This window comes from Leptolyngbya sp. GGD, from assembly GCF_026735145.1.
Classification (GTDB): Bacteria; Cyanobacteriota; Cyanobacteriia; order Leptolyngbyales; family Leptolyngbyaceae; genus Leptolyngbya; species Leptolyngbya boryana.
This window is the reverse complement of the sequence record NZ_JAPQKE010000001.1, coordinates 1,228,222-1,251,900: the sequence shown is the minus strand read 5'-3', so window position 1 is coordinate 1,251,900 and position 23,679 is coordinate 1,228,222. Positions and strand designations below refer to the sequence as shown.

The 23,679-nt window shown below is 46.9% G+C and carries 25 protein-coding genes; 14 read left to right on the top strand and 11 right to left on the bottom strand.

Annotated features, from left to right (window positions below; genetic code table 11):
- Positions 1–4: 4 nt before the first annotated feature.
- From OU814_RS05900 to OU814_RS05890, 3 genes are read right to left on the bottom strand one after another with little or no spacing between them, the layout of a single operon-like run.
- Complete coding sequence (locus OU814_RS05900) at positions 5–745, bottom strand: GTP-binding protein (protein ID WP_268181254.1); 741 nt, start codon at positions 743–745, stop codon at positions 5–7.
- 52 nt (positions 746–797) lie between these two features.
- Positions 798–1,193, bottom strand: coding sequence for a Fur family transcriptional regulator (locus tag OU814_RS05895; RefSeq protein ID WP_036046442.1), 396 nt, complete (start codon positions 1,191–1,193; stop codon positions 798–800).
- Positions 1,194–1,241: 48 nt separating this feature from the next.
- Complete coding sequence (locus tag OU814_RS05890; protein ID WP_268181251.1) at positions 1,242–2,447, bottom strand: FAD/NAD(P)-binding protein; 1,206 nt, start codon at positions 2,445–2,447, stop codon at positions 1,242–1,244.
- Positions 2,448–2,531: 84 nt separating this feature from the next.
- Between OU814_RS05890 and hemB the strand changes: the two genes are divergently transcribed.
- The 4 genes from hemB to OU814_RS05870 all read left to right on the top strand — a co-directional run bounded on the left by hemB (position 2,532) and on the right by OU814_RS05870 (position 6,086).
- Positions 2,532–3,524: a porphobilinogen synthase gene (hemB, locus tag OU814_RS05885; RefSeq protein WP_268181249.1), complete on the top strand. Its 993-nt coding sequence runs from the start codon at positions 2,532–2,534 to the stop codon at positions 3,522–3,524.
- A 3-nt stretch (positions 3,525–3,527) separates the two neighbouring features.
- Positions 3,528–3,860: a hypothetical protein gene (locus OU814_RS05880; protein ID WP_268181247.1), complete on the top strand. Its 333-nt coding sequence runs from the start codon at positions 3,528–3,530 to the stop codon at positions 3,858–3,860.
- A 193-nt stretch (positions 3,861–4,053) separates the two neighbouring features.
- On the top strand, positions 4,054–5,022 hold the full coding sequence (locus tag OU814_RS05875; RefSeq protein ID WP_268181245.1) for a CobW family GTP-binding protein: 969 nt from the start codon (positions 4,054–4,056) through the stop codon (positions 5,020–5,022).
- The gene (locus OU814_RS05870) at positions 5,010–6,086 is read left to right on the top strand and encodes a WD40 repeat domain-containing protein (RefSeq protein ID WP_268181243.1); all 1,077 of its coding nucleotides are present in this window, start codon (positions 5,010–5,012) and stop codon (positions 6,084–6,086) included. Before OU814_RS05875 ends, OU814_RS05870 begins: the two co-directional genes overlap by 13 nt.
- Before the next feature lie 35 nt (positions 6,087–6,121).
- Here the strand turns inward: OU814_RS05870 and OU814_RS05865 are convergent, their stop codons facing one another.
- Both OU814_RS05865 and OU814_RS05860 read right to left on the bottom strand, forming a co-directional pair.
- Positions 6,122–6,937: a metal ABC transporter permease gene (locus OU814_RS05865; protein WP_242044557.1), complete on the bottom strand. Its 816-nt coding sequence runs from the start codon at positions 6,935–6,937 to the stop codon at positions 6,122–6,124.
- Between the two features lie 47 nt (positions 6,938–6,984).
- Positions 6,985–7,731 (bottom strand): metal ABC transporter ATP-binding protein, encoded by a 747-nt coding sequence (locus tag OU814_RS05860; protein ID WP_190652114.1) that lies wholly within the window; start codon positions 7,729–7,731, stop codon positions 6,985–6,987.
- A 104-nt stretch (positions 7,732–7,835) separates the two neighbouring features.
- Between OU814_RS05860 and OU814_RS05855 the strand changes: the two genes are divergently transcribed.
- Positions 7,836–8,789, top strand: coding sequence for a metal ABC transporter solute-binding protein, Zn/Mn family (locus tag OU814_RS05855; RefSeq protein ID WP_268181239.1), 954 nt, complete (start codon positions 7,836–7,838; stop codon positions 8,787–8,789).
- Between the two features lie 62 nt (positions 8,790–8,851).
- Here the strand turns inward: OU814_RS05855 and OU814_RS05850 are convergent, their stop codons facing one another.
- Genes OU814_RS05850 through OU814_RS05840 form a run of 3 tightly spaced genes read right to left on the bottom strand, consistent with a single transcriptional unit; the run spans position 8,852 to position 10,026 of the window.
- Positions 8,852–9,022, bottom strand: coding sequence for a hypothetical protein (locus tag OU814_RS05850; RefSeq protein ID WP_268181237.1), 171 nt, complete (start codon positions 9,020–9,022; stop codon positions 8,852–8,854).
- 9 nt (positions 9,023–9,031) lie between these two features.
- A complete protein-coding gene (locus tag OU814_RS05845; protein ID WP_268181235.1) occupies positions 9,032–9,181 on the bottom strand; it encodes a hypothetical protein in 150 nt (49 codons plus the stop codon).
- 56 nt (positions 9,182–9,237) lie between these two features.
- A complete protein-coding gene (locus OU814_RS05840) occupies positions 9,238–10,026 on the bottom strand; it encodes a carbohydrate ABC transporter permease (RefSeq protein WP_017289930.1) in 789 nt (262 codons plus the stop codon).
- A gap of 198 nt (positions 10,027–10,224) precedes the next feature.
- Between OU814_RS05840 and OU814_RS05835 the strand changes: the two genes are divergently transcribed.
- From OU814_RS05835 to folE, 9 genes are all read left to right on the top strand, one after another.
- Positions 10,225–10,920: an aldehyde oxygenase (deformylating) gene (locus tag OU814_RS05835; protein WP_017289931.1), complete on the top strand. Its 696-nt coding sequence runs from the start codon at positions 10,225–10,227 to the stop codon at positions 10,918–10,920.
- A gap of 232 nt (positions 10,921–11,152) precedes the next feature.
- Positions 11,153–12,184, top strand: a complete 1,032-nt coding sequence (locus tag OU814_RS05830) for a long-chain acyl-[acyl-carrier-protein] reductase (protein WP_017289932.1) — start codon at positions 11,153–11,155, stop codon at positions 12,182–12,184.
- A gap of 114 nt (positions 12,185–12,298) precedes the next feature.
- The gene (locus OU814_RS05825; RefSeq protein WP_017289933.1) at positions 12,299–13,102 is read left to right on the top strand and encodes a glycosyltransferase family 2 protein; all 804 of its coding nucleotides are present in this window, start codon (positions 12,299–12,301) and stop codon (positions 13,100–13,102) included.
- 6 nt (positions 13,103–13,108) lie between these two features.
- A complete protein-coding gene (locus tag OU814_RS05820; RefSeq protein ID WP_268181232.1) occupies positions 13,109–14,959 on the top strand; it encodes a glycosyltransferase family 39 protein in 1,851 nt (616 codons plus the stop codon).
- Between the two features lie 5 nt (positions 14,960–14,964).
- Positions 14,965–17,049: a hypothetical protein gene (locus OU814_RS05815; protein WP_268181230.1), complete on the top strand. Its 2,085-nt coding sequence runs from the start codon at positions 14,965–14,967 to the stop codon at positions 17,047–17,049.
- Positions 17,050–17,053: 4 nt separating this feature from the next.
- The gene (locus OU814_RS05810; RefSeq protein ID WP_268181228.1) at positions 17,054–17,623 is read left to right on the top strand and encodes a class I SAM-dependent methyltransferase; all 570 of its coding nucleotides are present in this window, start codon (positions 17,054–17,056) and stop codon (positions 17,621–17,623) included.
- Between the two features lie 104 nt (positions 17,624–17,727).
- On the top strand, positions 17,728–18,723 hold the full coding sequence (locus OU814_RS05805) for an acetyl-CoA carboxylase carboxyltransferase subunit alpha (RefSeq protein ID WP_190652121.1): 996 nt from the start codon (positions 17,728–17,730) through the stop codon (positions 18,721–18,723).
- A 301-nt stretch (positions 18,724–19,024) separates the two neighbouring features.
- Positions 19,025–19,750 (top strand): SDR family oxidoreductase, encoded by a 726-nt coding sequence (locus tag OU814_RS05800; protein ID WP_268181225.1) that lies wholly within the window; start codon positions 19,025–19,027, stop codon positions 19,748–19,750.
- Between the two features lie 41 nt (positions 19,751–19,791).
- Positions 19,792–20,469 carry a GTP cyclohydrolase I FolE gene (gene folE, locus OU814_RS05795; protein WP_017289939.1) on the top strand — a complete coding sequence of 226 codons (678 nt, stop codon included), beginning with the start codon at positions 19,792–19,794 and terminating at the stop codon, positions 20,467–20,469.
- Here the strand turns inward: folE and OU814_RS05790 are convergent.
- From OU814_RS05790 to OU814_RS05780, 3 genes are all read right to left on the bottom strand, one after another.
- Positions 20,448–21,086: a phosphoribosylanthranilate isomerase gene (locus OU814_RS05790; RefSeq protein WP_268181223.1), complete on the bottom strand. Its 639-nt coding sequence runs from the start codon at positions 21,084–21,086 to the stop codon at positions 20,448–20,450. The genes folE and OU814_RS05790 overlap by 22 nt on opposite strands.
- Positions 21,087–21,236: 150 nt before the next feature.
- On the bottom strand, positions 21,237–21,902 hold the full coding sequence (locus tag OU814_RS05785) for a response regulator transcription factor (protein WP_287454043.1): 666 nt from the start codon (positions 21,900–21,902) through the stop codon (positions 21,237–21,239).
- 5 nt (positions 21,903–21,907) lie between these two features.
- A complete protein-coding gene (locus tag OU814_RS05780; protein ID WP_268181220.1) occupies positions 21,908–23,530 on the bottom strand; it encodes a sensor histidine kinase in 1,623 nt (540 codons plus the stop codon).
- Between the last annotated feature and the right edge of the window lie 149 nt (positions 23,531–23,679).

Sequence of the window (23,679 nt, the reverse complement as noted above, 5' to 3'; positions counted from 1 at the left end):
TCCTCTAAGCAGGGATTTCTAATGACTGCCGAATTTGATGTTGATAATATGCCAATGCATCGTCTGCCAAACAACAGTCCTGAAGCGTTTGCTTAATGGCAGTTTGATCAAAGGCTTCCCCAACGACCTCAATGCCACTAAAGCGATCGGGTCTACCTTTGAACGATCGCGCAACATTCAATTCGGTGTAGTTCGTTTCATGACCCTGAACATAGTTAAAGTGAAAGGCTCTACCATCAACGACTTCAAAGATTCCCTTTGCACGTTGAATGGTTCCGTACGCGCCTTCGATCAGTTCATCCCAAAAGGTATCGAGGCTTGCGGGATCAAGAACCTGACCGGACAAGTTCGATCGCCAAATTTGTGAACCCTTTGCAGCTTGAATTCCTACGACAATTCGATCTGCCCATCGATGCCATTCTGTGTCGTTCGTATTGGGAGCCACGATCGCAAGCTTTTGGAAATGCCCTAGCGGAATTGTCAGCGAGTCTAAATCTAACTGAGCGCTAACTTCCAGATAGACTGGAACCCTCAAAGATAGGAGTTCCGTCAGATCGGAGAACACATTAATGCTGCTCATTTCAGTCGTCAGATACGTTGCATCGATCGCAATGCCATCGCTACCAAGCGAACAATACGCGATCGATGAATTCAAACCTTGCTGCTGAATCCAGGTTGTCTTACCTGTTCCAGACGCACCAGCCACGAGAATTACCGGGAAGTCCATAATTAGAATGAGAATCATTCTCGTAAATTATACAGGCTTCTAGCGATTTTGTTCACTCAATCTAAAAAGCTTAAGAATTGTTTTGACAAAGCCAGCAGATTCCAAACAGTTCTAGCGTGTGATAGTACAGTTGGAAGGTTTGAGACTGTCGCCACTGTTGTTCTAATGTTTCAAAGGGGCAAGTTTCTAATGGGGTTGAAGTGCCACAGCGTAGACAAGTCATAAAGTGCCGATGATCGTCAGCTACAACCGTATAAAGGGCTTCGCCTTGCGGAGTCACTCGACTCTGGACTAACCCCTCACGCTTGAGCGCTTCTAATGCTCGATAAATGGTTGCTAATCCTAAGGGTTGATCTCGCTGTCTCAGTTCTGCGAAGAGCGTTTGAGCAGAAATCGGTTGCTGACTCTGTCTCAATACTTCCAAGACTTTGACCTGTCCGCGTGTTTGTCGTGTTTGGGTTGCCATTGCTTTAGAGCGCATTGCTTGATAACCATTATCATTTTAGTTGATCAATCAAGCGATTTTTCGACCGAGTGCGGTTCTCGGTTTGATCAAAGTTGGAACCATCCGATCGCTGGCTAACATTGCCCCAGAAATATTTCGGGCTGTTGGTCCGACTTGCAGTGCTGCTAATCCGCCCATCACATAGAGTTCAGAACTTGCCCATCGCAAGCATGGATCTAACACAGGTAGTCCGTTCACAATTTGAATTGGATAAGCTTCTAGCATCTCTGCCAACAACGGATCTTGAGTCACATCGAATCGGGTTCCTGTAGCCAACCAGATGCGATCGTATTCCTGCACTATGCCATCCTCACAGACGACCTTCCAGTGCTGACCGTTCCAACTTGCTTGAGCGATTTGACAGTTAGGATAAAACGTGAGTTGTCCACCATGACGGGCACGACGCAGTTGAGTCATCATTGCCGGGGTCATTGATCCGCCATTGCGAGCTTGTTGGATCATCTGCCAGCGAACGAACCAATCAGGTTCCCGATAAAAGCCTTTTAAGTGCTTCGGTCTTGTCCAGCCTGGATCAGCGTCAAATAGCTTTTCGTAGAGCGATCGACGTGACATTAAACTTACTTGTGCGCCTCGATTCATTGCTCCGATCGCTAAGTGTCCGCTCGTTAATCCACCTCCTACAATCAAAATGCGATCTCCAGTTAATTTCAGTAGGCGTAAATCGATTGCCGTTGCATGGACTAAGCGATCGTCTGGATAAACTGTTGAAATCTGGTTCACCCAACTTGGAACTTGCGTCACAGCACTTCCGGTTGCCATAATGACTCTTCGTGCTAGAACTGTTCGCCCATCTCGAAGCCATAATCGAAACCGTTGCGCTAAAGGCTCAATTCGCACGATCGAAGCTGAAATTACACACTCTTGTAGCTGCCAACGTCGAATCACATCCTGGCAAAACGATTCATACAAAGCAGTTCCCGGCAAATCATAGGGCGGAAATAGTTGATTCGGTCGGGACTCTGCAAATCGTCGCAGTGCAAACGAATCGGGGTCAGGATGATGAGCAGCAGGCGATCGCAAATGCGGAATCTCATACGCTGCAAATTGATGATTCCACTGCTGTATCCAGTTGCCGCTTGGATCGAACACCCTAAACCGATTTCGCATCTTTTCGCGCTTCTGGAGCAGATGAGCAACGAGCGTAAGAGCTTGCATTCCAGCACCAACGATCGCGATATCAATTTCCTGGGGCATGAGAAATACGACAATTTAGAGAATGATTATCATTGTTTCACAAAATATCTCATAATGATAATCGTTGTCGTTCTTTAGAATGTTATGACTGCTGAATCGAGTCTACATTTGACCAATCGCCCGCGTCGTCTGCGTTGTACATCTACCTTACGCAGCATGGTGCAAGAAACTCAGCTTCGAGTCGCAGATTTGATCTATCCTCTGTTTGTGATGGAAGGCGAAGGACAAAAGGTTGAAGTCGAGTCGATGCCTGGATGCTACCGATACTCACTAGATTTTCTGCTGAAAGAAGTGGCGGAGGGGTTTGAGCTAGGAATTGGTGCGATCGCTCTATTTCCTCTAATTCCCGATGCTCAGAAAGATAATGCTGGAACCGAAAGCTACAATCCAGACGGTTTGATTCCTCGCACTGTTCGAGCGATTAAACAGCAGACTCCTGAGATTGTGGTGATTACTGATATCGCGCTTGATCCTTATAGCGATCAAGGACACGATGGCATCGTCGAAAATGGCAAGATTTTGAATGATCAGACGGTTGCAGTGTTGGTAAAGCAAGCGATCGCACATGCTGAAGCAGGGGCAGATATGGTCGCTCCATCTGACATGATGGATGGACGAGTTGGAGCCATTCGCAAAGCTCTAGATCAGCGTGGATTCATTGATGTGAGCATTCTGGCTTATTCTGCGAAGTATGCGTCTGCTTACTATGGTCCGTTTCGGGATGCGCTCGATTCGGCTCCCAAGTTCGGCGATAAAAAGACTTATCAAATGGATGCCGCCAATGCTCAAGAAGCCTTAAAAGAGGTGGCACTGGATATTGCAGAAGGTGCAGATATTGTCATGGTCAAACCTGCACTGGCGTATCTGGATATCATTCACCGCGTTCGAAAACATACACATCTTCCAGTTGCAGCGTACAACGTGAGCGGCGAATATGCGATGATCAAAGCGGCTGGACAACAGGGCTGGATTGATGAGAAAAAGGTAATTCTAGAGACATTGCTGAGCATCAAACGGGCAGGAGCAGATTTAATTTTGACCTACTTTGCGAAAGAAGTTGCATTAATGTTGCGATAGCGTATGGCAGATTCGGAACTGATGACGCGATTATTAAAAGCAATTGATGTTCTCGAACACTTAGAGAACGCGATGGAAATTGCGCCGACTCAAGAGATTGAGCAGATTCTACAAGAGGCTTGGCTGAAAGTGAGTCATACTTTTCCTGAAGATTTCAAAGATGCAACTCATTTAGATGCTAGTTCTGAAGGATTGCGGCGTTATCTGAAAGTACAAGCTTTTTTTCTTGATCCGACTCGGCAGACGATCAGCCCAGAAGAACTAGAACTTTACTATCAAAATCAATCTCTTCCAGCTGAGGACGCAACAGACTTTTTCTTTCCTGATGAATCGTGAGCAAGCAAAGTATTTGGTGCAATCTCAAACCGTGTGTCGTATGTTTACAGAATAACCCCCCCGCCGTGTGAAGACAGAAGCATTGAGCGCAGAGTTTCGATCGTGCTTTGTTGAAATTCAATAAGCCTGCTTGCCTACTCGAACGATCTCTTTAATAATAAGCTTGATAACGATTATCATTATAAAGGTTGCGATGGTTACTGAACTAGAAACGGCTGTACCTGTCACCGTCTTGACGGGCTACTTAGGAGCAGGAAAAACAACTTTGTTAAACCGCATTCTCACCCACGAACACGGCAAGAAAGTTGCGGTGATTGTGAATGAGTTTGGCGAAGTCGGAATCGATAATCAGCTTGTGATCGATACCGATGAAGAAATTTTTGAGATGAATAATGGCTGTATCTGCTGTACAGTGCGGGGTGATCTAATCCGGATGATTGGCAATCTGATGAAACGGCGTGATCGCTTTGATCACATTGTCATCGAAACAACTGGTCTAGCTGATCCGGCTCCAGTCATTCAAACCTTTTTCATGGATGAAGATGTGCAATCTTTAACCAGTTTGGATGCAGTTGTAACGGTTGTAGATGCAAAGCATATTGCACATCATTGGGAGGCAGATGAGGCACAAGAACAAATTGCATTTGCGGATGTGATTTTGCTGAATAAGATCGATTTAATTTCAGTAGCAGAACTCGATGAGCTTGAAAAGAAGATTCGATCGATGAATGTAATGGCAAAAATTTATCGAACTAGAGATGCTCAAATCGAGATGGATGCGTTGCTAGGTGTGAAAGCATTTGATCTCGATCGCGCTTTAGAAATCGATCCGAATTTCCTCGGTGAAGATGCTCACGAACATGATGAAACAGTGACTTCAGTCGCGATCGTTGAATCTGGTGCACTGGATGGAGAAAAGCTAAATGCTTGGCTGGGTAAATTGTTGCGCTATCAAGGACAAGATATCTTTCGGATGAAAGGAATTCTAAACATTGCAAGCGAAGACAATCGTTTTGTATTTCAAGGGGTGCATATGTTGTTTGATGGTAAGCCCGATCGACCTTGGAAACCGAATGAGACGCGCAAAAATGAATTAGTCTTTATTGGTCGCAACTTAGATGAAACAGCATTGAAAGAGGATTTTCGAGCATGTTTAGTGTAAGTGCAAAACAGCGATCGCTCTTTGAGTTACGTCATCAGAGTGCGCTATCTGACTATGTGACTGGAATTGCCTGGTCGCCCAATGGCGAAGGGTTAGCAGTGTGTTCTGCTGCGGGAGAAATTCTCCTCTATTCGATGAAGACTCTTGAATCAGTTGTTCTGCAAGCTGCAACAGGGTACTCGATCGATGGTTTAGCCTTTTCTCATGATGGGCAATTTCTCGCCGCAGGAGGACAGTCAGGAGAAGTCAATATTTGGCAGTTCAAGCCAAAGCCCGAACTGATTCAGACCTTCAAAAACAAATCAGCTTGGATTGATCAACTTCAATGGAGTCCTACTCAGAATGATCTCGCATTCAGTCTAGGCAAAACAGTACAGATTTGGAATGCTGAATCTAGAGAGCGAGTAACGACACTCTTATTTGGTGATTCTTCAGTCTCTCAAATCGTTTGGCATCCTAGCGGAGAGAGTATCAGTCTCGGTGGTTATCAAGGGATCAAAATTTGGATGACAAGCAACTGGGATGATGATCCCTATCATTTGATGGTTCCTTCTGCGAGTGTTGCAGTCGCTTGGTCGCCGAGTGGTCGATATGTGGCATCGGGAAACCTCGATCGGACAATCACTGTTTTAGAATGGGGAAATCCTGAACCGTGGATGATGAGAGGTTTTCCAGGAAAGATTCGCGACCTGGCTTGGTCAGATCAATTCGCTAGCAATGCGCCCTTACTAGCCTCTGCGAGTGTAGAGGGCATTGTGGTCTGGGAAAAGCATGAAGAGGAAGCGATCGGATGGGAAAGCCGCGTTTTGGGCACTCATGAGGGTGTCGTTCAAGGACTTTGTTTTCAACCGGCTACAATGCTATTAGCTTCAGCTTCTGAAGACGGTTCGGTCATTTTATGGTGGCAAGCAACTTCAATGGCTCAAGTCTTAGAAGGCGTCTCAGATGGGTTTTCCTGCCTCGCGTGGCATCCTCAAGGGAGCTACCTTGTAGCAGGCGGAGAACAAGGTGAGCTTCTGATTTGGGGGAAATCTTCGCGAGGGCAAGGATTTAAGCGGCGCTAGCGACGATTGAAGCTGAACAGCAGCGTGTTTTCATTCTAACGAAATCGTTGTGATAAAGGATTTTGAGTCCGGGTGAGAATGCCCTGGGTGGGGCTGAATAGTAGCGATAGAATGAATAGGGTCGATGAAACGAGCACGATCGCAGGTCCCGATGGCAGATTGTAATAGTAGCTGAGATAGATTCCTGTGATACTAGAGAAAACTCCGATCACTGAGCCTAATATCATCATATGATGGAGTTCTTTGACTAGTAAGTAAGCACTCAAAGCGGGACCGACTAGCATCGAAATGACTAAAATTACGCCGACCGCCTTCATACTGACAATGATTGTAAGTGTAACGGCTGACATAAATGCAAAGTAAATGAGATTGATTGGGAGTCCAATTGCTTGAGCGCCCGTCTTATCAAACGTATAGAACAGCATTTCCTTATAAGCCAATCGAACGACAAGCAGAATGATCAAAGTAACCATTAAAGTCCGTTGGATATCTGCACCCGTTACACCGAGAATATCACCAAACAAAAAGCTATCTAGATCGAGCTTATTTTTTAGAACTGTAATCAGCGTCACACCAAGCGCGAAGAAAGACGAGAAAGTTAACGCCATGGCTGCATCAGCTTTTACACGACTTTGAGATCGAATCCAAGCAATCAAAGACGCGCCTAAGATTCCAGCACCGAATGCCCCAATCAAAATATCAATCCCCAAAAAGAACGAAATCGATAGTCCTGGTAGCACGCAATGCGCGACCACATCCCCAAACAGTGCCATTCGTTGCACAATGAGGTAGCTTCCGACCACTGGGCAGAGTATACCGACTAAAAGCCCGATTGCTAGAGCATTTCGCATAAACTCAAATCCAAGTGGCTCTGTCAGTATCTGTAGCATCATTTACCTTAGCAAGCGAGTGTAGAATCAAAATCTTGATGGAACGGGTTCTGTAGATATGTTCCATAAGCCTGTTGCAAATTTTCAGCCGTCATCACTTCTTGCGGCGTTCCGGATGCAATGAGCCGCTGATTGAGCAACAGCAGTCGATCGAGTTGCGAGAGCGATTTTCCCCATTCATGAGTACTCAGCAGCAGGATTTTCCCTTGCGATCGCAGTTCATCAAACACATCGAGCATAATTCCCTCTGTCTTCTTGTCTACACCCGTAAATGGCTCATCAAACAAGAAGAGATCTGCTTGTTGGGCTAATGCTCGTGCGAGAAATACCCGTTGTTGTTGTCCACCCGATAGCTCTCCGATTCTACGATGTCTCAAATCGAGCATCTCAACTCGTGCCAAAGCAGACTTGACAAGCTCGTTTGCAGGGCGACCGGGACTGCGAAACCAGCCTAAGTTACGAGTTCGCGCCATGAGCACCACATTCCAAACCGTGATTGGATAGTCCCAATCAATCTGCGATCGCTGGGGAATATAGGCGACTTTTTCCAACTGACGATGCAACGGACAAGTACAATATTCAACTTTTCCATGCTCAATCGGAATCAAGCCCAACATTGCTTTGAGCATCGTACTTTTCCCGGCTCCGTTCGGTCCAACCACCCCAACGAGTTCACCCGCTCGAATTGAGAAGCTCACTGCATCCAGCCCCCTCATTCCTCGATAACTAACTGCTAATTGCTGAACCTTCAACATTCATTTAGATTTGAGTTAAGTGAGAACGATTATCATTGTAGAGTCAAGATGTTCACTTTAAATCTTAAAAAAGTATGGATAAGCCCTTTCGGCTGCGTTGGACTATGGCAACGATCTCAATCGCTCTCAGTGGATTCGCCTGTACGCCTCAGTCACCCTCTACTCATCAAGCCGCCTCAACTCCGCAAGCCTCACCCAGGTTAGAAGGTGTACCCAAAGTTGTTGCAACTAATACAATCCTCTGTGATTTAACCAAGCAAATTGCAGCAGCGACAGTGAATTTAACTTGTTTAGTCAAACCTGGTGCAGATCCGCATATCTATCAAGCGACTCCCGAAGATCGTAAAGCGATCGAGCAAGCCAATTTAGTTCTATATGGAGGTTACAATTTTGAACCGACTCTGATCAAACTGATTCAAGCCTCATCGAATTCGGCTCCAAAAGTTGCAGTCAACGAACTTGCAGTTCCCAAGCCTCAGCAGTTTGAAGAAGATGGACAAACCGAGACTGATCCTCATGTCTGGCACAATGCCCAAAACGGAGTGCGAATTGCAGAAGTTATTCGCGATAACCTTGCAAACATTGCTCCAAACAATGCCACACTCTATGCAGACAATGCTAAAAAAGTAACCGGAGAAATTAGTCAAATTGATAGCTGGATCAAAACCCAGATCAATAGCATTCCTCAAGCTTCTAGAACATTAGTAACAACCCACGATGCACTAGGATACTATTCACAAGCTTATAACATTCCTGTTGCAGCCCTCGAAGGTATCAGTACTGAAGAAAAACCAACGGCTGCGAAGGTAAAAGAGCTAGTCGGGGAAATCCAAGAAAAAAAAGTCCCGACTATCTACGCTGAACTCTCGATCAATCCGCAGGTCATTCAAACAGTTGCGAACGAGGCAAACGTCAAGGTTGCTGAAGAAGAGATCTATGCCGATGGATTGGGTGAAGCAGGGAGTCGTGGAGAAACTTATCAGAAGATGCTAATTGCAAACACAAAAGCGATCGTCGAAGGATTGAGAGGTCAATTTACTCCGTTTCAAGCGAAATAGTTAGCGTGACTCAGAAATCAATGAAAATCAGGCTTCTCAATCAACGATTCAACGAGCGCATTTCAAGCCATTGCCGATGGGAGTCCGCCACTTAAGATTGCAACCAAGCAGTTGAGAGGAGCAATGCGAGTTTGATCCAATACCGAAACTACTGGGAAGATATCACCGACGATCGTACATCCAGCGTTGAGCGCATTACGAGCGGCAGCGATCGTATCTCGACTCCGACGCACAAACTCGAATCAGGTTTTATCTGCGATCGCTTCTCCCTCGTCAGCAAGCGATAGAATTGCTGCTTTCAAACCTTCCGGGTTCTCTTGCGTAAATCCAGCTGGTGCTAAAAACTTTGATGTGTCATGTCTGAGCTTCTGCACCACGAGATAGCCAGGCATTTTTTATCTGGAAGAATTGCATCTGTGGGAATCTTCACGGTCGTTTTTTGCAAAACCTAATTCTTAATTCCTGTCGTCGCAATGCCCCGAATCAATTGCCGTTGACCCAATGCGAAAATCACCACGATCGGTAAAGTCGCAATCACCACTGCCGCCATCATCAGCGACCAACTATTCGTAAACTGCTCCTGAAAACTCGCCAACGCCAACTGCACCGTTCTTAACTCCGGTCGCGTCGTAAACACCAACGGCTTAAACAAATCATTCCACTCGCCAATAAACGTAAACAGCGATAACGTCACCAACGCCGGACGCGACAACGGCAACATCACCCGCCAAATCACCTGCCACCGATTCGCCCCATCCAACATCGCCGCTTCCTCAAGCTCGATCGGAATCCCCTGAAAAAATTGCCGCATCAGAAAAATCCCGAACCCATTCACCGCAGTTGGAAGAATTAAGGCTCCGTAAGTATTAATCAAATGTCCCGCTTTCAACACGAGAAAAATCGGAATCACCAAAATCTGAAACGGAATCACCAACGTCGCCAGAATGATTAATAAAATCGCCTGTTTTCCTTGAAACTTCAGCCGCGCCAGCGCATACCCCGCCAGCGCCGACGTAAACAGTTGAAACAGTGTTACCGCGATCGCCACAAAAATCGAATTCGCAAATGCCAGCAAAAACTGTCCCTTTTCCCAAGCTGAGCGATAATTTTCCAGCGTCCAACCTGGGGAACCTTCCGCCGACTGCAACGACGTTAGAAAAACGACTCCTAATGGCAACAGCACCACTCCTGCCCCCGCCACCAGCAGTCCCAAACTGAGACGCTTCTGAACTTCCATACCGCTCACAAAACTGAAGAATCGGTTATTTTAGCGCTTCAATGCTCGATCGCCTATAGATTTTATCGATTCTTAGCGTCATCCTCAACCTTAGACGGTAAAGTGAGAGGGGGGAAGAATGAGAAATTCTACTCAGACCACCCCAACCCTAACCCGCAGCACGCGGAAATGTAGTCATGACCAGGAGAAATCTGATCTATGCCGCAACTTGAGGCGACCCCAGAGATTGACTTCCAGAGTGAACTCTATAAAGATGCCTATAGCCGAATTAACGCGATCGTCATCGAAGGCGAACAGGAAGCGAACGACAATTATCAAAAATTGGCAGACCTGCTGCCCAATGATAAAGACCAATTGATCGGACTCGCTCGCATGGAAAACCGCCACAAAAAAGGCTTTGAAGCCTGTGGTCGGAATCTCAGCGTCACCCCAGACATGGACTTCGCACGCGAATTTTTCTCCGAATTGCACAAAAACTTCCAAGTTGCGGCAGCCGAAGGAAAAATCGTCACCTGTCTGTTGATTCAATCGCTGATTATTGAATGCTTTGCGATCTCGGCATACAACATCTACATTCCTGTTGCAGACGACTTTGCTCGCAAAATCACTGAAGGGGTCATCAAAGACGAATACATGCACCTCAACTACGGCGAAGAATGGCTAAAAGCCAACTTTGAAGCCTCGAAAGCCGAATTGGAAGAAGCCAATAAAGCCAATTTGCCTTTAGTCTGGAAAATGCTGAATCAAGTTGCAGACGACGCACAAGTCCTCGGCATGGAACGCGAAGCCCTCGTCGAAGACTTCATGATTCAATACGGCGAAGCCCTCACCAACATTGGATTTACGACCCGTGATGTGATGCGGATGTCCGCGCATGGATTAGCTGCGGCATAAGTCACCGAATTTGAAGTCTGCGGCAGTGAACTCTGGAGTTAGGGGAATCGGGGAATCGGGAAATGAGGGAATCGGGAAATGGCAAAATACAAGGCTTCCCACTCCCCCACTCCCCACTCCCCACTCCCTCCTACAAATTCATTGCCAATTTTTTGATATTTTCTCTTAAATTAGAATACGGTTCCGTTCATATCCATCTCGCCGCCTGATACCGGGCTTCTTCATACGATCGATGTTTGGTTTAATTGGTCATCTCACAAGTTTGGAACACGCTCAGTCTGTTGCACGAGAACTAGGGTATCCCGAATACGCGGATCAAGGTTTGGACTTCTGGTGTAGTGCACCGCCGCAGATTGTCGATACGATCCGAGTCAAAAGCGCCACGGGGCAAGAAATTGAAGGACGCTACGTGGAATCTTGCTTTTTGCCAGAAATGTTGGCAACTCGACGGATTAAAGCAGCGACACGCAAAGTGATTAACGCCATGGCACATGCTCAAAAAAATGGCATTAATATTACAGCACTCGGCGGATTCTCTTCGATTATTTTTGAGAATTTCAATCTGGCACAGATTAAACAAGTGCGGAATGTCATGCTGGAGTTTGAACGGTTTACGACCGGAAATACTCACACGGCGTACATTTTGTGTCGCCAGGTCGAACAAGCTTCCAGACAGTTGGGCATCAACTTGTCAGATGCAACGGTGGCGGTTTGTGGTGCAACGGGCGATATTGGCAGTGCCGTCTGTCGCTGGTTGAACACACGCGCTGATGTGGCAGAATTGCTGCTGATTGCTCGTAATCAAGAACGCTTGCAAGCTTTGCAAGATGAACTTGGGCGCGGCAAAATTCAGGGCTTAGAAGAAGCCCTGCCGCAAGCAGACATCATTGTCTGGGTCGCCAGTATGCCGAAAGGTGTGGAGATTGATCCGACTCAGTTAAAACAACCTTGTTTGCTGATTGATGGCGGCTACCCGAAAAACTTGGGAACCAAGATTCAGCATCCGGGCGTGACCGTACTCAACGGTGGCATTGTGGAACATTCACTGGACATTGATTGGAAAATCATGAGCATTGTCAATATGGATGTCCCGGCACGGCAACTGTTTGCTTGTTTTGCAGAATCGATGCTGCTGGAATTCGAGAAACTGCATACGAACTTCTCTTGGGGTCGCAATCGCATCACCGTCGAGAAGATGGAGCAGATTGGAGAGGCATCGGTTCGACATGGATTCCGTCCATTATTGCTGCCGAATCCAAACTAGCGATCGCACTAGCTTTCAGTACTGTCTCGGCTGAAAGCCTTGATCCCTTGAGTAAAGTGCTAAGGGATACGATATACTGTCGCTGTGTGAAAGCCCCTAACTCTGAATCAGCCTATGCACGGTACTGAGGGATCTACTATCGGTTTCGATCGCTTGTCTCGCTTAAAACTCTCGGTTGTGATTCCTTGCTATAACGAGCGAGGCACGATCGAGACCGTAATTCAAGCAGTAAAAGCCTCTCCTATTCGCAATCTCGAAATCATTATTGTCGATGATTGCTCTACAGATGGCACAACAGAACTGTTGAAATCGAAAATTGAACCGATCGTTGATCAAGTGCTCTACCACAGTACAAATCGGGGCAAAGGGGCAGCATTACGAACCGGATTCGCAGCGGTGACAGGAGATGTTGCGATCGTTCAAGACGCAGATTTAGAATATGATCCGCAGGAATTTCCGCTATTGTTAAGGCCGATCGCAGAGGGTCGAGCAGACGTTGTATTTGGTTCACGATTTGCGGGAAATCAGCCGCATCGCGTCGTTTACTATTGGCATATGGTCGGCAACAAATTTCTGACCACACTCTCGAATATGCTGACCAATATTAATCTGACCGATATGGAAACCTGCTACAAAGCATTTCGGCGTGAGGTGATTCAATCGATTCGGATTGAAGAAAATCGATTTGGATTTGAACCTGAAGTCACTGCTAAAGTCGCTCGCATGGGATGTCGTATCTACGAAGTTGGCATCTCTTACTATGGGCGAACCTACAAAGAAGGTAAGAAAATCGGCTGGAAAGATGGATTTCGCGCCATCTACTGCATTATGAAATACAACTTATTCGCCTCGAAGCGTGCTTATCCTGTTTCAGACGCTAGCCAAACGCTCAGACAGCAGCCCTCACCTCACCGATAATCTGCTATGTCGATAAAATGGCAGTCTTTACTTGATGCACAGCGCTTTAAGCTCAAGGATTCGTGGCTGATTTTTTTTGCTTGCCTGCTTGTCTACTCATGGAGTGCAAAGGGCATCGTCAATTATCAGGCGCTCGCATCACCGGATAGTATTCCGAATTCCTTACTTGCCTTCAATTGGTTATTCAACGGCAGATTGGATTTTGATAACTTCAGGCAGGGAATTTACTACAACGGCGGTCTGCCTCCTTACTTCTTTTGGGAGTCGAAGAGTGCTCATCTTGTCTCGGTCTATCCGATTGGACCTGCGATCGTCAGCTTTCCGATTTATGTCTGCTTTGCGCTCTTGTTATGGATCAGTCATGGCTTTCAGTCGATCGAGATTACCAGTGCTGCATTTTCTGACACGCGATTACTGTTAGAAAGATTTGCTGCTGCGATCATCGCAAGCTTTGCTGTCGCTTTGTTTTATCAATTAAGTCGCCTGAAGTTTGAGCGATCAGTTGCACTGATTTCTGCTTTTATTTATGCGTTTGCAACGCATCATTGGGTGATTAATTCACAAGCTTTATGGCAGCATGGCTCGACAAATTTGGTCTTGATTGCCGTCATGCTCTGCTTTTTCAAAGCAAATCGTGACCCAACGACAAAATCTCTCTTGCTCTTAAATGCCGGAATTTTGGGCGGATTGATGTTAGGGATTCGCCCAACGAATTTGGTGTTTTTATTATCGATCGTGGTTTATGCGATCGCGCTGTATCGGCGCCAAGCATTTTTTACAGTTCTAGGGTTATCTTCTGCCCTAATTAGTATTGCTTGGAATCTCTATTACTTTAAAAGTTTCACAGGCGGATATGGCACGTTTTCTAATCTTTTTACACTGACATTTGAACAGTTTATTGCAGGATTTACGGGACTTTTATTTAGCCCAAGTCGAGGTTTATTTGTTTATAGTCCAATCCTAATTTTGGCAATTCTAGGATTCATACAAATCTTTCGACGCTGGAAGCAAAAAGATGAAAAATTATTGATTCTGCTGTTTTTAAGCTGTATTCCGCTCTTGTTGCAATATTGCTTTTTTAGAATGTGGTGGGCAGGTGCGTCTTATGGCTATCGTTTTTTAACGGATCTGCTGCCGATTCTATGCTTTTCGGTGAACTATGCGATCGCAGATGCTCTTTCCCGGCGTAAACTGCTGAATTTGAAAATTTTGATCGTTTCCGGGTTATTAACCTTCTCAGTCTTTGTCCAAGTTGTTGGCGTGTTTGGTGCATGTTTTTGGGATGGAATTCCGACGGTGATCGAATATGACCCGTTCTCATCAAAATTAACTGATGCAGAAGGAAAACTGTGGCAGCATCCAGACAGCCAAATCGAGCGACATGCCCATAGTCTGATGTTTCGGATCACGCACCCCACTCGTCAGCCCAACTATATATCTGGATTAGCTGGTCAAATTCTCCAGCTTCGAGATGCAGAAAAAAATCCTCTACCGGACACGCTCTCGATTCCAGTGGGCGGAAAAATTCGCGTGCGTGCGATCGTACAAAATACAGGCACATCTCGCTGGTTTGGCTATCAAACCGGGGCAAGCCATCTAGGAGAAGCCCGAGTTCGGGTCTTATTTACTGATATTCTCAAGCAGAATGTGGCGGAATATCGCCTATTTATCCCTGGACAGCCCCGACGTGGAAAAACCGCAGAAGCGATCGGAGATATCACGTTCCCGTCCAAACCTGGAACATACACCCTGAGATTTTCTTTGATTGCTGAAGGAGTCAGCGAGATGCCGACCCATCTGCCACAGTCAACTCAAGCAATTGAAGCAACGGTTACGTCTATTGATCAGCGTTACTAGCAGTTATGACTTTATCAAAAGCTCCCGATCGCAAATTCATGACGAGCCTTTTCTATATCGTCATCAGCTTGATTGGCACCCTGATGATGTATTCACCTACCATCCTCAGTGGCTTCACCAAAATTCAAGCAGAGCGCGGAGATACTCGCATCCTGCACTATTTTTTGGAGCATTCCTTTCAGCTTCTAGTGAATCGTAACTATACAGGAACGCTCTGGTCGCCTTCTTTTTTCTATCCTTTCAAAAATGCTTTAGCATTTTCAGAAAACTTATTTGGTTGTGCGCCGATTTATTGGTTATTTCGATCGGTATTGAATCCAGATCACGCCTTTCAACTCTGGATGATCACCATCATTTGGCTCTGTTTTGCTGCCTTTGTGATTGTCTTGCGCCGCTTGCGAGTCAGTCCTGTTCTCTCTGGATTCGGAGGTTTTTTATTTGCATTTGGACTGCCGAGAGCCGCAAAACTCGGACATCATCAACTCTTTCCTCAGTTTTTTACCCCGATCGCATTTCTCTGTGTTTGGCGGTTCATTCAGAAGCCGACCTCCAATCGATTGCGCTGGGCGTTGACTTTGATCTATCTGCAACTCTTGGCAGCAGTCTATCTAGGTTGGTTTCTCGTTTTCAGTTTACTTGTGTTCTTGCCTGTAATGTTTTGGCTTGATCGTGACTTTAAGACGCGCATCACGGAATTTCTCAAACGAACCTGGAAAGAAACTGCGATCGCGCTTTTGGTTTGGAGTGGTGCAGTGATAGCACTCTTTCTGCCTTACCTGGAAATTAGTAAGGTCATCGGCAAAAAGCCTTATTCAGAAATTGCATCGATGCTGCCGCGACTGCAATCTTGGCTCTTGCCCGCAGATGGAAGTTTGTGGCGACCGTGGCTGTTTCCACTTTCAGCCCATACGCCGATGGTTCATGAGCATCAGATCTTTCTCGGCTTTGTCATCTTAGGCGTAACCGGATTTGCGCTTTATGTTTTGAAAGCACAGGCTCACGTCCTTGATCCAGAGCGAAAACTACTTGCTCAAGCTTGTCTGCTCACCTTTGGCATCATTTTCCTGCTTTCGCTTTCAGTCTTTGATTACTCTCTATGGAAATTCATTGCCCAACTGATTCCAGGCGCAAACTCCGTTCGAGCCGTATCTCGGATTGCGCTGATGATGTATTTCTATCTACTGCTCGGCGTTCTGCTCTGTGTGGATGCTTATTTAAAACATCGCTTTGCCAATCCAAAGATTAGAACTGCGATCGCCCTAAGCTTGATTCTGCTCACCCTACCTGAACAAATCGTCTGGACTCCGCAAAGCTTCGATCGCATGGCAGTCTTGAAACCTGAAGCAGAACTGCAATCTTTAATGCAGAAAGACTGTAGCTTTGCCTATGTCGCGTTGAGTGGCAAAGATGCCTTTTACAATGAGCAAACCCAAGCAATGTGGGCAGGAATGCGCGCCAATGTGCCTATGATTAATGGCTATAGCGGTGCTGATCCTCCTGGCTTACCAATGCGACAAAATATTCCTCTGTCGGGCTTACTGGAGTGGCTGCATACCGCTTCAGGTGGAAAAGCTAAAGGTCGATTGTGCCTGATTCAGGCGACTACAGGAAACAATCAACCGGGTCGAGATCTGCCTGCTTCGTCGATCGCGGGAATTCAAACCTTTCAATCCGGAGGGTTTACTTCCTTTGTGATTCCAGTACCGCCGAATAGCCCCTTGCCCGATTATGCCCAAGCGATTCGCATCATCACGACTCCGCCGACCCAGATGAGAGTCAAATCTGCGATCACCTTGCCAGTTCTCGTTCGTAACATAGGTGATTTTACCTGGTTTAGAAGTGGCAATACTCCTGTCAATTTCTCTTATCGCTGGATCAATGAAAAGTCTCAGAGTGAGCCGATCGAGTACGATCGCACGCCCCTCCCCTTTGACCTGCCGCCCAATCAAGCGGTAGCATTGAACGCTAAAATTACAGCACCCAATCGCGCAGGTCAGTACACCTTGCGGCTCACAATGGTTCAAGAATCTGTCACTTGGTTCGATGCCAAAACCAAAGCCCTAGACATTCCCGTTCAAGTAGGAGAGTAGAAAGTTGAAAAAGCAGCGTGAGCCTCTTTTAGAACCTTTGTTGCGTTGGTTGCGGCTGCGACGAGTCATCGCGGAAATTCCCGAAAACGCGATCGTCTTAGATGTCGGTTGCGGTCGCAATGCCGCTTTCTTAAGAGCGATCGAGCCGCGAATTCAAAAAGGCTATGGCGTCGATTTCAAAGTCGCAGAATTTCAAACGGATAAGCTCAAAGCGGTACAAGTCCATCTGGGGGAAGAACTTCCCTTTGCTGATGCGAGTTTTGACACCGTCACGATGCTAGCTGTTTTAGAGCATATCGAGCATGAGCAAGCAATTTTAAAAGAAATTCATCGAGTACTCAAACCGGGTGGGAGACTGGTTTTAACGGTTCCTTCCGTTTGGGCACAACCTGTTTTGGAGTTTCTTTCCTACCGCGTTGGAATTATCGATGAAGCCGAAATTCGCGATCATAAACGCTATTACGATCGCCAAAAACTCAAGCAAGTTTTAGTCAATGTTGCAGGATTTGAACGATTTCGACATCAATATTTTCAGATGTGGATGAATAATTTCTGTACAGTAATGAAGGTGTAGCAAATTTGACTGCACAACGCTCTGAGTTGTGAATCTGTCCGAATACCGCTACGCTAGACCAAAGAAAATCCCTCACATCTCCACAGTCTTGGAGTGGTGTAGTTATGCCCAATTCTGCCGATCGTCGTCCAATTTTGCTTGATTTTGAAAAGCCGCTTGCTGAACTCGAAGCCCGAATTACTCAGGTTCGGGAATTGGCAGAAGAAAATGAGGTGGATTTGTCTGATCAAATTGCCTTGTTAGAAGCCCGTGCCGTTGAGCTTCGCAAAGAAATTTTTAGCAGCCTCACGCCTGGGCAGCGCTTGCAAGTCGCCCGTCACCCCCGTCGCCCCAGTACGCTCGATTATATTCAGGCAATTAGTGACGAATGGATGGAGCTACATGGTGATCGCGGTGGGCATGATGATCCTGCCGTCGTCGGAGGAGTTGGTCGGATCAACGGTCGCCCCGTTGTGATGCTCGGTCAACAAAAAGGACGCAACACCAAAGACAACATTCGACGAAATTTTGGTCAGGCTTCGCCCAGTGGCTACCGTAAGGCGATTCGATTAATGGAACACGCCGATCGCTTTGGTATGCCGATTTTGACCTTCATTGATACTCCGGCAGCTTGGGCAGGACTCGAAGCAGAACAATTCGGACAAGGAGAAGCGATCGCGTATAACTTGCGTGAGATGTTTGGATTTGAAGTGCCGATTATTTGTAGTGTAATTGGCGAAGGCGGATCGGGAGGAGCACTCGCGATCGGGGTTGGAGAACGCCTGCTGATGTTTGAACATGCCGTCTATAGTGTGGCTCCACCCGAAACTTGTGCAACGATTCTCTGGCGAGACTCAACAAAATCAGCACAAGCAGCCGAAGCCCTAAAAATCACTGCACCCGACTTGAAAGAACTCGGCATTGCCGACGAGGTGTTACCAGAACCGATCGGCGGCGCGCACAATCATCCCCTCGAAGCTGCCGAAACCCTAAAAACCGCAATTCTGAGAAATTTAGCCGAATTAGATCAACTGACTCCCCAACAACGGCGCGAACTGCGCTATCAAAAATTCCGCAGTATCGGCGTGTTTACAGAAGCGGGGATGCCGACTCACGTTTAGAGTTTTTGAGTGGGGAGTGGCTCTACTCCCCACTCCCTACTCCCCACCCTCATCCACCTAAATCCAATTCCCCCTCACAAACCGCGTCACACCACGATATAATTGAGAACGTAACGATTTGTTAAAAAACTGGCTCATTCTCATTCATTTGCCAACGCCGTTCATTTAAGCTGTTTTTCCATGTTCGCCACAGATTCATTCAAGCTGCGTGCGCGTCTATTTCATCGCAATGACACCGAGATCTAGAACGTTTGCAAATTGAGAAAAGTTTTCCATCTATTGAGGTTTTAACTGGGGATTCATGACTTCCTCCATCAATCGACGTGCCCTGATTACCGGGGCGAGTAGCGGAATCGGTCAGGCAACTGCTCTAGCGTTCGCGCGTAGCGGAATTGATCTGGTCTTGGTCAGCCGCTCTCAATCCAAATTGGATGCAGTGGCACAAGAAGCGCGATCGCTTGGGGTCGATGCCCAAGCCTATGCTATTGATTTAGCTGATGTAACGACTGTGCGATCGCGCTTAGAAGACTTGATTTCTAAGGTGGGCACGATCGACATTCTGGTTAACAATGCAGGGATGGCATACACCGGAACTTTGGGTGAGATGCCTTTATCCGATTGGCAACGGGTGATCGATCTCAATATCACCAGTGTTTTCCAATGTGTGCAAGCCGTTTTACCCGGTATGCGATCGCGCAAACGCGGCACAATTATCAACGTCGCCTCGATCGCAGCACATCAGACTTTTCCAAACTGGGGCGCGTATTGCGTCAGTAAGTTTGGAGTTTTAGCACTCTCGAAAACCCTTGCTGCCGAGGAACGAGCACATGGGATTCGAGTTGTAACCATTTCGCCTGGATCAGTCAATACTGCCATCTGGGATACCGAGACGGTTCATGCCGACTTCGATCGTGCTGCAATGTTAACGCCTGACATTGTAGCGGATGCGATTTTGCAGGCGGCAACAATGAACGATCGGGCTGTGGTAGAAGAGATGATTCTCATGCCCAATGCCGGGACGTTTTAGCTGGTTCTCTTTTTGCACACTTACTTTTTGCAACATTCATTATGACTCTTGCCACACCGAACGGATTTAGCTCCAAGAATTTAGAATCCAGACCCGATCGCAATACACAGAACGGTCAGGAAGCTAAAATTACGCCTCCTAGTGATGAAACCCGCGAACAGATGATGGATGCGGTACGCACAATGTTAGTCGGGGTGGGGGAAGATCCCGAGCGCGAAGGTTTACTGAAAACACCCAAACGGGTTGCTGATGCGATGCGCTTTTTGACGAGCGGTTATAACCAATCGCTTGAAGAGTTAGTCAATGGTGCAATCTTTGATGAAGGTCACAATGAAATGGTGTTGGTGCGTGACATCAATTTCTTTAGCTTGTGCGAACATCACATGCTGCCGTTTATGGGTCGGGCGCATGTTGCTTACATTCCTAATGAGAAGGTTGTGGGATTGAGTAAGCTAGCGCGGATTGTAGAGATGTATTCTCGCCGCCTGCAAGTTCAAGAGCGTTTGACGCGGCAAGTTGCTGAGGCTCTGCAAGAAGTGCTACAACCGCGAGGTGTTGCAGTGGTGATGGAAGCATCGCACATGTGCATGGTCATGCGTGGGGTGCAAAAGCCTGGTTCTTGGACAGTGACGAGTGCAATGGTCGGTGTGTTTCAAGATGATCAGAAGACTCGCGAGGAGTATCTGAACTTGATTCGTCACCAGCCTTCATTCTGGTAACTCTTCAAGCAAGTGAATAGTTGATGGACACGCTCCAGGTTTTTATCACCTGGGGCGTTTTCTAATCCGCTGGAAAGATCAATGCCATGCGGGGTAACTAAGGCAAGGGCTTCTAAAATATTTTCCGGGTTCAATCCGCCTGCTAGCCACCATTCACAGGTGGGATTGAATTCTTTGAGCATTGTCCAGTCGATCGTTAATCCAGTTCCGCCTGCTTGCTGTGGATGGTAAGCATCGAGGAGTAGCACATCCACGTGAGCGTGATAGTTCTGAGCTTGTGCGAGATCTTGCTGCGATCGTATCCGCAATGCCTTGATTAATTTGACGTTGAGCGATCGCAGGGCTTGACAAAACTCTGGGGATTCTTTGCCATGCAGTTGAACGACGTTGAGATTTGAAATCTCAACGGTTTCGCGAATGGTATCGATATCCGCATCGAGAAACACACCCACTCGTTCGACATTTAACTGCTGAGTAATCAATCGAATTTGTTCCGGAGCGATGTAGCGAGGTGTGCCCGGAACACAGATAAACCCGATCGCAGTTGCACCTGCGTTTTCAATAGCGATCGCTTGATCGGTTTGGGTAATTCCACAAATTTTGACTTGTAATTTCATGGTTGGACAGGTTGCTCTTTCTTGAATTCATAGCTTATCAAGAAGTCGCAGTTGTTAAAGCAGAAACATCTGAGCTAGGCAGAAAAAGTGTTCTCCTTGAAGCCTCGACATCTTCCATCAAAACTCAATGAATGTTAGATGAAAACACGCTTAGGCACGCAAGCGATAGCCCACACCTCGAACGGTTTCAAACAACTCGCCCCCAAGCTTTTTTCGCAAATAGCCCACATACACATCTAAGATATTGGAACCAGGATCGTAGTCATAGCCCCAAACACGATCGAGTAATTGCTGGCGGCTTAACACCTGACCGGGATGCCGAAAGAACATCTCAGCTAACGTGAACTCACGCGCGGGTAATTCAATCATTTTGCTACCCACCTGCACTTTGCGCGTTCGCAAATTTAGAACAGCATTTCCGGCACTCAGAATGGTCTCCTCTGGCGCTGCGGTGTTCGTGTGTCCCCGCAGTCTCAGCTTTACCCGGACTAGCAGTTCTTCAAACCGGAAGGGCTTCGTCATATAGTCATCTGCCCCACCTTCTAAGCCTGCAATTTTGTCCTGAATATCGTCTCGTGCCGTGAGGATCACAATCGGGATCTGACAGCCTTGTCCGCGCAGTTCTTCTAACACTTCTAGCCCGTCTTTTTCGGGCAATCCTAAATCCAGAATCAACAGATCAAAGTCGCTCTTTACTGCCAAGTTCAGCACATCGCTTGCTGTGGATGCGATCGTCGTGGTAAATCCATTCGCACGTAAGCCTTTTTCAATGAATGCTGCAATTCTCGGTTCATCTTCTGCAATTAAAATTTGCATGAGCATTACTTCTCCTCGATTTGAAGGGGAATGACGATCGCAAAGGTTGCCCCTTGCCCGGGTTGGCTCCGAACCGTGACTTCGCCACCGTGCGCTTCGGCGATCGATTTGACAATAGATAATCCTAGTCCAGATCCTTCCGAGCGCCGCCGACTGTTCGCAGCACGGGCGAAACGATTGAAAATTCGGGTTTGATCGCTCAAAGCAATGCCTTCGCCAGTATCGCGTACCCAGAAATGCACATCCCCTTGCGCGATCGCTAAACCGAGAGTAATCGTGTCACGCGCTTGTGTAAACTGCGTTGCGTTTTGTGCCAGATTCATGATTGCCTGCGTCATGCGCTGGCGATCGAACATCGCTATCCCTGTCGCATTGCCTTCTAGTGCCCAGTTTCGTTCCGCCAATGCCTGTGCTTTTGAGAAGAGTTCTTCAGTAAACCCATCTAGATCAACTGGCTCAACCTGCAAGAAATCCGGCCGCTCTGATTTAGCTAACAGAATTAAATCATTCACCAGTCGCGTCATTCGATCCAATTCGTCTCTCACCACTGCCAGCGTTTCCTGCTGTTCGATTGGATCGTCGCTGATGAGTTCCAAATGCCCTTGGATGATCGTGATCGGAGTACGGAGTTCGTGCCCCGCATCATTAATCAAGTTGCGCTGACTGATAAAGGATGCCTCTAGCCGATCCATCATGGCATTAAACGAATGTGCTAAGTCTGCAATTTGTCCTGTGCCTTGCACTTCTAAGCGCTGATTTAGATCGGATTCGCTAATTCTGCGAGTGGCATAACTCAACGACTGTAGGGGCGATAAGACTTGCTCTGATGCTAACCACGCGAGCAGCAATGCTAGTAGAAGCAATGCCGCAACGACCCTAACCACGACACCCACCGCCTCAATGGTCTCTGCCTCCTCTCCACGAGTTGTATGAGCAATAACCAGTACTCCCAGAGTTTGACCTCGCACCTTTACAGGTTCAAGCATATAAACAACGTCTCCGCTCTTGGGATCATTGAGCGAGAATCTTCCTTGTGTCGCTGTCGTCTGTTGTTTCCACTGTTTCATGAGCGCGGAATCACTTTTGAAAATAGTGGGTCTAGCCCTAGGGCTTGATTGGTAAAATCTCCCCTCCACAAACGTGAGCAGGAAGATATCATCTTCTACAATTTGCCGTGCTAAGTACGCATCAAAAAAATCAATTAACTCTTCTTTGGAATAAGGAGTTTGAAACCGCTTGTCGTTCTTAATTAGCTCTGGGTCGTCTACTTCGACGTTATGCTCATCCAACAGTTCCCCCTCTAGCAAATTTTTGAAGACCTCAATTTTTTCACTCACGTCCTGGCTGACCCGTTGATCAATTGCGATCGCCAGAAGATAGCGAAAGGCGGGAATCGAAACTAAAAAAATAAATAGCAGGATCGCGGTGTACCAAAACAAGATGCGAGTCCGGGCAGCCCAAAACAGTTTTTGCCCCAAAAATTGCCTGATGGTCGAGTGAGGATTCTTCGATATCACTGTCGGGACTCGTCGCTTCGCTGAGTCAGACGTAGAGGAGCCTTTAAATTCCATAGCTTTATCGATTTTGAGGAGCTTGGCAGCTTGGTTCTCAAGATTCAATCGTTTCACGAAAACAGCTTCATGAGAATCTTCTCATCCATTTCTCACAGAAGGCTCATGACACAAGGGTGAACGCCACGTTAATTTACGGTTAATGAAGGTTTTACCTTTGGTTATTTTTTGTCATCTCTGCTCGATTCATGCTGAGAGAGTATCCC

Coding starts and splice junctions, on each gene's coding strand:
- OU814_RS05900 (WP_268181254.1), bottom strand. CDS start 745: ATGATTCTCATTCTAATTATGGACTTCCCGGTAATTCTCGTGGCTGGT.
- OU814_RS05895 (WP_036046442.1), bottom strand. CDS start 1,193: ATGGCAACCCAAACACGACAAACACGCGGACAGGTCAAAGTCTTGGAA.
- OU814_RS05890 (WP_268181251.1), bottom strand. CDS start 2,447: ATGCCCCAGGAAATTGATATCGCGATCGTTGGTGCTGGAATGCAAGCT.
- hemB (WP_268181249.1), top strand. CDS start 2,532: ATGACTGCTGAATCGAGTCTACATTTGACCAATCGCCCGCGTCGTCTG.
- OU814_RS05880 (WP_268181247.1), top strand. CDS start 3,528: ATGGCAGATTCGGAACTGATGACGCGATTATTAAAAGCAATTGATGTT.
- OU814_RS05875 (WP_268181245.1), top strand. CDS start 4,054: ATGGTTACTGAACTAGAAACGGCTGTACCTGTCACCGTCTTGACGGGC.
- OU814_RS05870 (WP_268181243.1), top strand. CDS start 5,010: ATGTTTAGTGTAAGTGCAAAACAGCGATCGCTCTTTGAGTTACGTCAT.
- OU814_RS05865 (WP_242044557.1), bottom strand. CDS start 6,937: ATGCGAAATGCTCTAGCAATCGGGCTTTTAGTCGGTATACTCTGCCCA.
- OU814_RS05860 (WP_190652114.1), bottom strand. CDS start 7,731: ATGTTGAAGGTTCAGCAATTAGCAGTTAGTTATCGAGGAATGAGGGGG.
- OU814_RS05855 (WP_268181239.1), top strand. CDS start 7,836: ATGGCAACGATCTCAATCGCTCTCAGTGGATTCGCCTGTACGCCTCAG.
- OU814_RS05845 (WP_268181235.1), bottom strand. CDS start 9,181: ATGCCTGGCTATCTCGTGGTGCAGAAGCTCAGACATGACACATCAAAG.
- OU814_RS05840 (WP_017289930.1), bottom strand. CDS start 10,026: ATGGAAGTTCAGAAGCGTCTCAGTTTGGGACTGCTGGTGGCGGGGGCA.
- OU814_RS05835 (WP_017289931.1), top strand. CDS start 10,225: ATGCCGCAACTTGAGGCGACCCCAGAGATTGACTTCCAGAGTGAACTC.
- OU814_RS05830 (WP_017289932.1), top strand. CDS start 11,153: ATGTTTGGTTTAATTGGTCATCTCACAAGTTTGGAACACGCTCAGTCT.
- OU814_RS05825 (WP_017289933.1), top strand. CDS start 12,299: ATGCACGGTACTGAGGGATCTACTATCGGTTTCGATCGCTTGTCTCGC.
- OU814_RS05820 (WP_268181232.1), top strand. CDS start 13,109: ATGTCGATAAAATGGCAGTCTTTACTTGATGCACAGCGCTTTAAGCTC.
- OU814_RS05815 (WP_268181230.1), top strand. CDS start 14,965: ATGACTTTATCAAAAGCTCCCGATCGCAAATTCATGACGAGCCTTTTC.
- OU814_RS05805 (WP_190652121.1), top strand. CDS start 17,728: ATGCCCAATTCTGCCGATCGTCGTCCAATTTTGCTTGATTTTGAAAAG.
- OU814_RS05800 (WP_268181225.1), top strand. CDS start 19,025: ATGACTTCCTCCATCAATCGACGTGCCCTGATTACCGGGGCGAGTAGC.
- folE (WP_017289939.1), top strand. CDS start 19,792: ATGACTCTTGCCACACCGAACGGATTTAGCTCCAAGAATTTAGAATCC.
- OU814_RS05790 (WP_268181223.1), bottom strand. CDS start 21,086: ATGAAATTACAAGTCAAAATTTGTGGAATTACCCAAACCGATCAAGCG.
- OU814_RS05785 (WP_287454043.1), bottom strand. CDS start 21,902: ATGCAAATTTTAATTGCAGAAGATGAACCGAGAATTGCAGCATTCATT.